The organism is Burkholderia sp. Ac-20349 (genome assembly GCF_017104865.1).
In the GTDB taxonomy this organism is placed as follows: domain Bacteria; phylum Pseudomonadota; class Gammaproteobacteria; order Burkholderiales; family Burkholderiaceae; genus Burkholderia; species Burkholderia aenigmatica.
Window position 1 is genome coordinate 1 of the sequence record NZ_JAAGPM010000258.1, and the last position, 5,280, is coordinate 5,280.

Here is a 5,280-nt window from a genome sequence, read left to right on the forward strand (position 1 = left end):
CGACACGAAGCAGCTCAACCGCGCGGCATGGACCTGCTCGCTCGGCAGCGCGCTCGAATACTACGATTTCGCGTTGTACACGCTCGCGTCGGCACTGGTGTTCGGGCCGCTGTTCTTTCCCGCGCAGTTCGACCGCCAGATGCCACATCGAGCCGAGCAGCTTGCCGTACGGCAGCGTCGACGTCGGCGAGCTGCGCGGCAGCCGCAGCACGATCACGGCGGCGAGCGCGACGAGCGCCGCGACCGATACGGCGAACACCGCGCGCCAGCCGAAATACTCGGCGACGAAGCCGGCGGCCGTCCGCGCGAGCAGGATGCCGAGCAGCAGGCCGCTCATCACGGTGCCGACCGCATGCCCGCGCTGGGCTGGCGGCGCGATCTCGGCGGCGAACGGCACGGCCTGTTGCGCGATCGTCGCGAGCACGCCGATCGCGAGGCTCGCGATGGCGAGCACGGCCAGCGACGGCGCGGTGGCCGCGACGATCAGCGCGATCGACAGGCCGGCGATCTGCATCAGGATCAGCCCGCGGCGGTCGAAGCGGTCGCCGAGCGGCGCGAGCAGGAACATGCCGGCCGCATAGCCGAGCTGCGTCGCGGTGGGTATCACGCCGATCCAGGATGCGCCGTCGGGAAACGCCGAGCGGAAGCTGTCGAGCAGCGGCTGGTTGTAATAGATGTTCGCGACGGATACGCCCGCGATCGTCGCGAGCAGCAACAGCAGGCTGCGCGAATAGTGGGGCGAGGCGGCGTCGGTCGGACGGTCGGTGGAGGCGGTGGACATGGCTGCGCGGACGGAGTGGGACGGCGCAGCGCGCGGCGCACGCGTCGGGTGCGCAGGCGGGCAGGGCGCCGGTCAAGGCTGCCGATCATACCGGAGCGACGTGAATTCTGCCGGACGGGGGCGAAGTGCGGCACGTGCGCTTCGACTAGCACCACAACACAGTTCGAGCTGCCTTGCCTCGGTATTTCAATATCGGAATAGGAGCCTCAGTCGCGTTACGCACGAAATTCTAAGAATCTGCTGTATTCCTATATTGAAAAAAATTGATTGCATCTACGAAAGCCGCTTATTTCATTCAACCACAAGGCTGTTGATGACATGCGCTGGCCAACTACTTTTCGACGCAAAGCCGCGCGCTCTCAGCGGCAAAATTTCGCAGAGGGAAAGGGAAGCAGCCGTCGTTGTACCTGGGAAGAATCCGTCCCAGCACTCGTAAATTTCATGTACAGATGCCAGTGTTCGATCATTTTCCAAGACTTTGGCGTACGACAGTACTAACCTTGAAACGATGACGACATCGGCTCTGTTTCCTCTTGGACTTGGAATTTTCTTCGACGTGGTAACTTCCTGAGTTACATCACGCTGAGGGTCATAGTAGTTAGCTCTCGATGTCTTGGGTCGGCCATGATTCAGATTGATGAAGCCTATCTGCCTCGTCTCATGGAGGAGTGTCTTGTTTGCCGTAATGCTGCCATAGAAAAAAGGGCTTCCTGAAGGATCCTCATATAGCAGGCGGCAAGTGCCTTGGCTTTCACTCAGTCTGCGTGCTGATTTCAGCGAGAATCCGCATGGTTTGGTGAGATCGTATCGATGCTCCGATTGACCTGACTCGGATGCTTCATGACTTCCGCTCTCTTTCGAAAAAAATAATAAAATCGCAAGAGTAATTGGCGGAAATGTTTTTTTACTCATGGCCTCAAGCTGTTGTGTGAGAGGGTTTGAGAGGCATCGTCACTGAGGTGCTTATGCGCGCACTTAAAATACATCACTCTCCTGTCTTGATGGGGTGCTGCTCGATTAACCTGTAGCGTCACATTCAAAACATCCGCATCGATTCCTTGAGCATCGGTTGGGTAGTTTGTCCTGGCTTTGTCGACTCTTGTGTTGATGTTAATTTTTCCATCAAGAGGGTGTACTCGGCCTTGCTGGGGGCCTGCGCATGCGGCAGCGCGGTGTTAATGTTGACGATCGTGGCGCCTTCCAGCTTGGTCGTGAAGAAATGCTCCTGCTTGCCTTCGGTGGAGGTGCGATACCACTTCACTTCTATTTCGGGGAGCATCTCGCCTGCCGCCAGCGCCTGGTACAGCAGCGGCGTGGTTTTGTTCAGCGGTGCGATGAAGGTGAACGGCCTGTGTACGCGCTGGCCGGCTGGCCGCTCTGTGGGGCGGTCGGTGTCGCGATCAGGTGTTCGATTTCCTGGGCCAGGATCTGGTCTTCTTGGCTGTCCTGGTACACGTTGCCCGCCGAGTCGGCGGTGAAGGCACCTTCCGTGATGCCTTTACCCACGTCCTCACTCAGTAAATATTGATATTACTTATGAATTTGCGAATTCTTGCGAGCCGGCTCTTCCTTTCTCGATTCTTCGCCATTTCCGAAAAAGCAAATACAGCAACGCCGATCGAATTTACGCGAGAAGGGCGAAGCACCGCAGCGTAGCAGGAATGTGGCAGAGTAGGCTCCCCAATGTTGCAAAGAACGTCATCAGCTTCAAAAATATCGAAATCTCTTGATTTGTAGTGGTAGGTTTTGTACGTCCACGAACCGCTAGCATAGACCATGGGGTTTCCATCAAGCTTCCCTACTTGACCTTTCCCTTCCTCAGTGAGCTCGTCGTATCGAAAGAACCCATACCGTTCACCTGCACGCGTAAAGCTAGATTTATCTATGCAAATAGTTAAATCAAGATTTTTTTCTTTTGCCGAAACGCAAGTGGATCCATCGTCTCTTTTTGACAAATTAAAATAGGGTGGAATTTTCAGAATTATTCCGTCGCCAATATCTATGGCATCAGCAAATGCATTGCTGCACATTAAGAGTAAATAAATGAGCATCGAACTTCCCGCTGTGCGCATGGGGAATCCAGTCATCACGAAAAATCCATGGTGATTTTTGAAATTCTCTGCGTTTCGGCTATTCGCTCCGGGAGCGCATTTGGCTCGCCATTTTTATTCACCCCATTAATTGCGATCGACACCGTTCGAATAGCCGCATCAGAGATGTCCGTTTCCGAAATTTTGTTGTTTATCGTCGTGAACTTGTTTTGAGCCGAACCTGCCGTCCAGTACCAGCCGCCAGCATCAATGCAGTTATATGGCACCACACTGAGCAGCTCCGGATTTGATATTTGAGGCCGCCTCATCTTCGCGTTTCCCCACCAATATTTATCAAAACTTGACGCGCGCAGCCAACCTCGATATACCCAATATTTGGCATAGTTCACACGCCCTGTCAGTTGCTTCATCCCTCTACCTCTGAACTTCTTCCCATCACCCGGATCGACGTTCCCATTCCTGTTTTCGAGATAATCGAAGTAATTATCTTTTGGATTTTTATAATAACCTCCGATCTCTGGCTGCAAGCTAGCCGAAAAATGGGTTGAAGACGCCTCTACCATGCGAGCAAGACTGTGCGACTCCACTGCCCCCTGTCCAAAAAAGTGAGCCAACCTAGCCCCGGTTACTATGTAGTATTTCTGCAGGGTCCGGTTTATGTGACTACGGTAGCGGTCTCGCAACGCCGCGGGATCAGGAGTCTCTTCTTTTCGATATCTGCTGTCGGGATAGATGCGCGCAAGATCACCGATCGATATCCAACCACATCGTTTGAATTCCCGGATAAACCGTAGCGGGTGAAAATGATAGTGTTCTGCCTTCAGGTTTAGTCCATTCCCTACCGCCTCCTCCCAAAACGCCAATGCCTGGTGATGTCGCTTGAGCCTCTCGTACGCAGGCTCCCCCAGGCACATCGGAAACACGATGTTGCCGACCTCGCTCTCTCCTTCGGTGCCTTTCAGCCAGCCCCAGCGCTTGTCGAAATCGTCGCGCGCCCACTCGGTGGGCATCCTGACCACACAGTAGGTGAGTCGATCACGCAATTCACCGGTCTGCGTCCTGGCGTAGGCAAGGATCAGCCGATTGCGGTATTGGGTAGCTGCATCGATCACGGCGACATCGGGCGTTGGCGACATCGGCTCGATCAGGTCGAGCAACTGCCTTGAGTCGCAACGGCTGTTGCCATCGGCATCGTCATCGATAAACGTCCAGCCCAGCCAGTGCGGGAAGTCGGCGTCGCTATAGACCTTGACGCCAATACGATTGAGATCCACGTAAGCTGCGGCACCACCGTCGATAGCAATCTTGCGGAAATGCGGCAGGCGGCCCTCATGCAGGTCGGTGGCAGCCGGTGTATCGGGCCCCAGGATTCGACCGAAGCGCAACATCTCGTAGCCGGCACTCGGGCATCCGGGGTAGGTGTCTGTCGCGGTCTTGTAGAGGTTGTAGGCACCTTCAGCCTCCTGCGTGCTGGCGCGCCGCTGACCACTGGCATCGCGCGTAGTCAGGGTGATGGTGCCTCGCGCTTCGCTCAACGAGATGTTAAGCACCTCTTTCGTTTGACCGATGGGCTGTACAGTCCATTGCGCCCATGCTTCGGCGGTCAGATCATCGGGCGGCGTGGCGGCCGCGGCCCCATAGATCGCAGGTACACGAATGGTGCGTTGTGCAACGGTGGGTGGAGGGGGCGCCTTCTTGCCTGATTGCGGAGCTGGCTTCATGGCAGCCTGGTATGCACCGGTAACTCTCGGCCACCACGTACCAGCCTGTGCTGCAGTCTTGCCGTTGAGCGTCAGGATGCGCTCGGGCGTCGTCCGAAAGCGCTGCGCGACACTTTCAAGCGTATCGTTGGTGGCCCCCACCGTGGAATCGAAGGCGCGCACGACGTAGTTCCTGGTTTCGGTACGCGGGTTGACCGCGTACGTCGGCGTATCGGCAGGCAACACGATATGGATGTCGCTCCAGACACAGTTGCGTCGTCCCTCGGAGGCTTGCAGCTTGCCCTCGCTGCGGCCCATCAGTTTCTCTACGTTCGCTTTGTCGGCAACGATTTCGAAATGGATGCGGTTTGGCCTGCCGTAGATCTCACCTGCCTCGCCAATGGGGTCTTTGCGATAGATCTTGTCGCCTTTCTGCCAGGCAGCCTTGGTGGTCGAATTGATCGCCACGCTCTTCAGGTGCTGGTAGATCGAGTAGAAGACGACCTCGACACCCTCGCCGATTTCAGTCTGGTGCTTGAGGATCACCACACCATTGCTGGTCCAACCCGCGTAGTAGAGCAAGGGGTAGGCGTCGCGCTCTTGCTCGGTAGGGTTCTGCTTCGGCTTGGCAGCGCAGGGACGCGCAAACACGACCTCGCCGTCGGCAATGGCGCGCACCGGTTCCGGATTCGCGTCGGGGCCTGGCGCGACCAGATGCACACCGCCATGCCAACCGAACTGATGGCTA

Annotated in this window: 5 protein-coding genes and 1 pseudogene; all 6 read right to left on the bottom strand. The window is 56.5% G+C overall.

Annotated elements, in window-relative coordinates:
* Positions 1-781 (bottom strand): MFS transporter (locus G3N61_RS37845; protein ID WP_241018104.1); only part of this gene is annotated, 781 nt, incomplete at its 3' end.
* Between the two features lie 291 nt (positions 782-1,072).
* Positions 1,073-1,693 carry a hypothetical protein gene (locus G3N61_RS37850; RefSeq protein WP_205824978.1) on the bottom strand — a complete coding sequence of 207 codons (621 nt, stop codon included), beginning with the start codon at positions 1,691-1,693 and terminating at the stop codon, positions 1,073-1,075.
* Between the two features lie 124 nt (positions 1,694-1,817).
* A pseudogene (gene tssD / locus G3N61_RS39935) lies at positions 1,818-2,123 on the bottom strand (type VI secretion system tube protein TssD); the annotation flags it as partial.
* Positions 2,105-2,287 carry a hypothetical protein gene (locus tag G3N61_RS39940; RefSeq protein WP_241018105.1) on the bottom strand — a complete coding sequence of 61 codons (183 nt, stop codon included), beginning with the start codon at positions 2,285-2,287 and terminating at the stop codon, positions 2,105-2,107. The gene G3N61_RS39940 and the pseudogene tssD, both read right to left, overlap by 19 nt.
* Positions 2,288-2,295: 8 nt before the next feature.
* A complete protein-coding gene (locus tag G3N61_RS37860) occupies positions 2,296-2,871 on the bottom strand; it encodes a hypothetical protein (RefSeq protein WP_205824979.1) in 576 nt (191 codons plus the stop codon).
* The coding region (locus G3N61_RS37865) for a M23 family metallopeptidase (RefSeq protein ID WP_205824980.1) at positions 2,868-5,280 on the bottom strand (2,413 nt) is incomplete at its 5' end. The genes G3N61_RS37865 and G3N61_RS37860, both read right to left, overlap by 4 nt.

Coding starts and splice junctions, on each gene's coding strand:
- G3N61_RS37850 (WP_205824978.1), bottom strand. CDS start 1,693: ATGAGTAAAAAAACATTTCCGCCAATTACTCTTGCGATTTTATTATTT.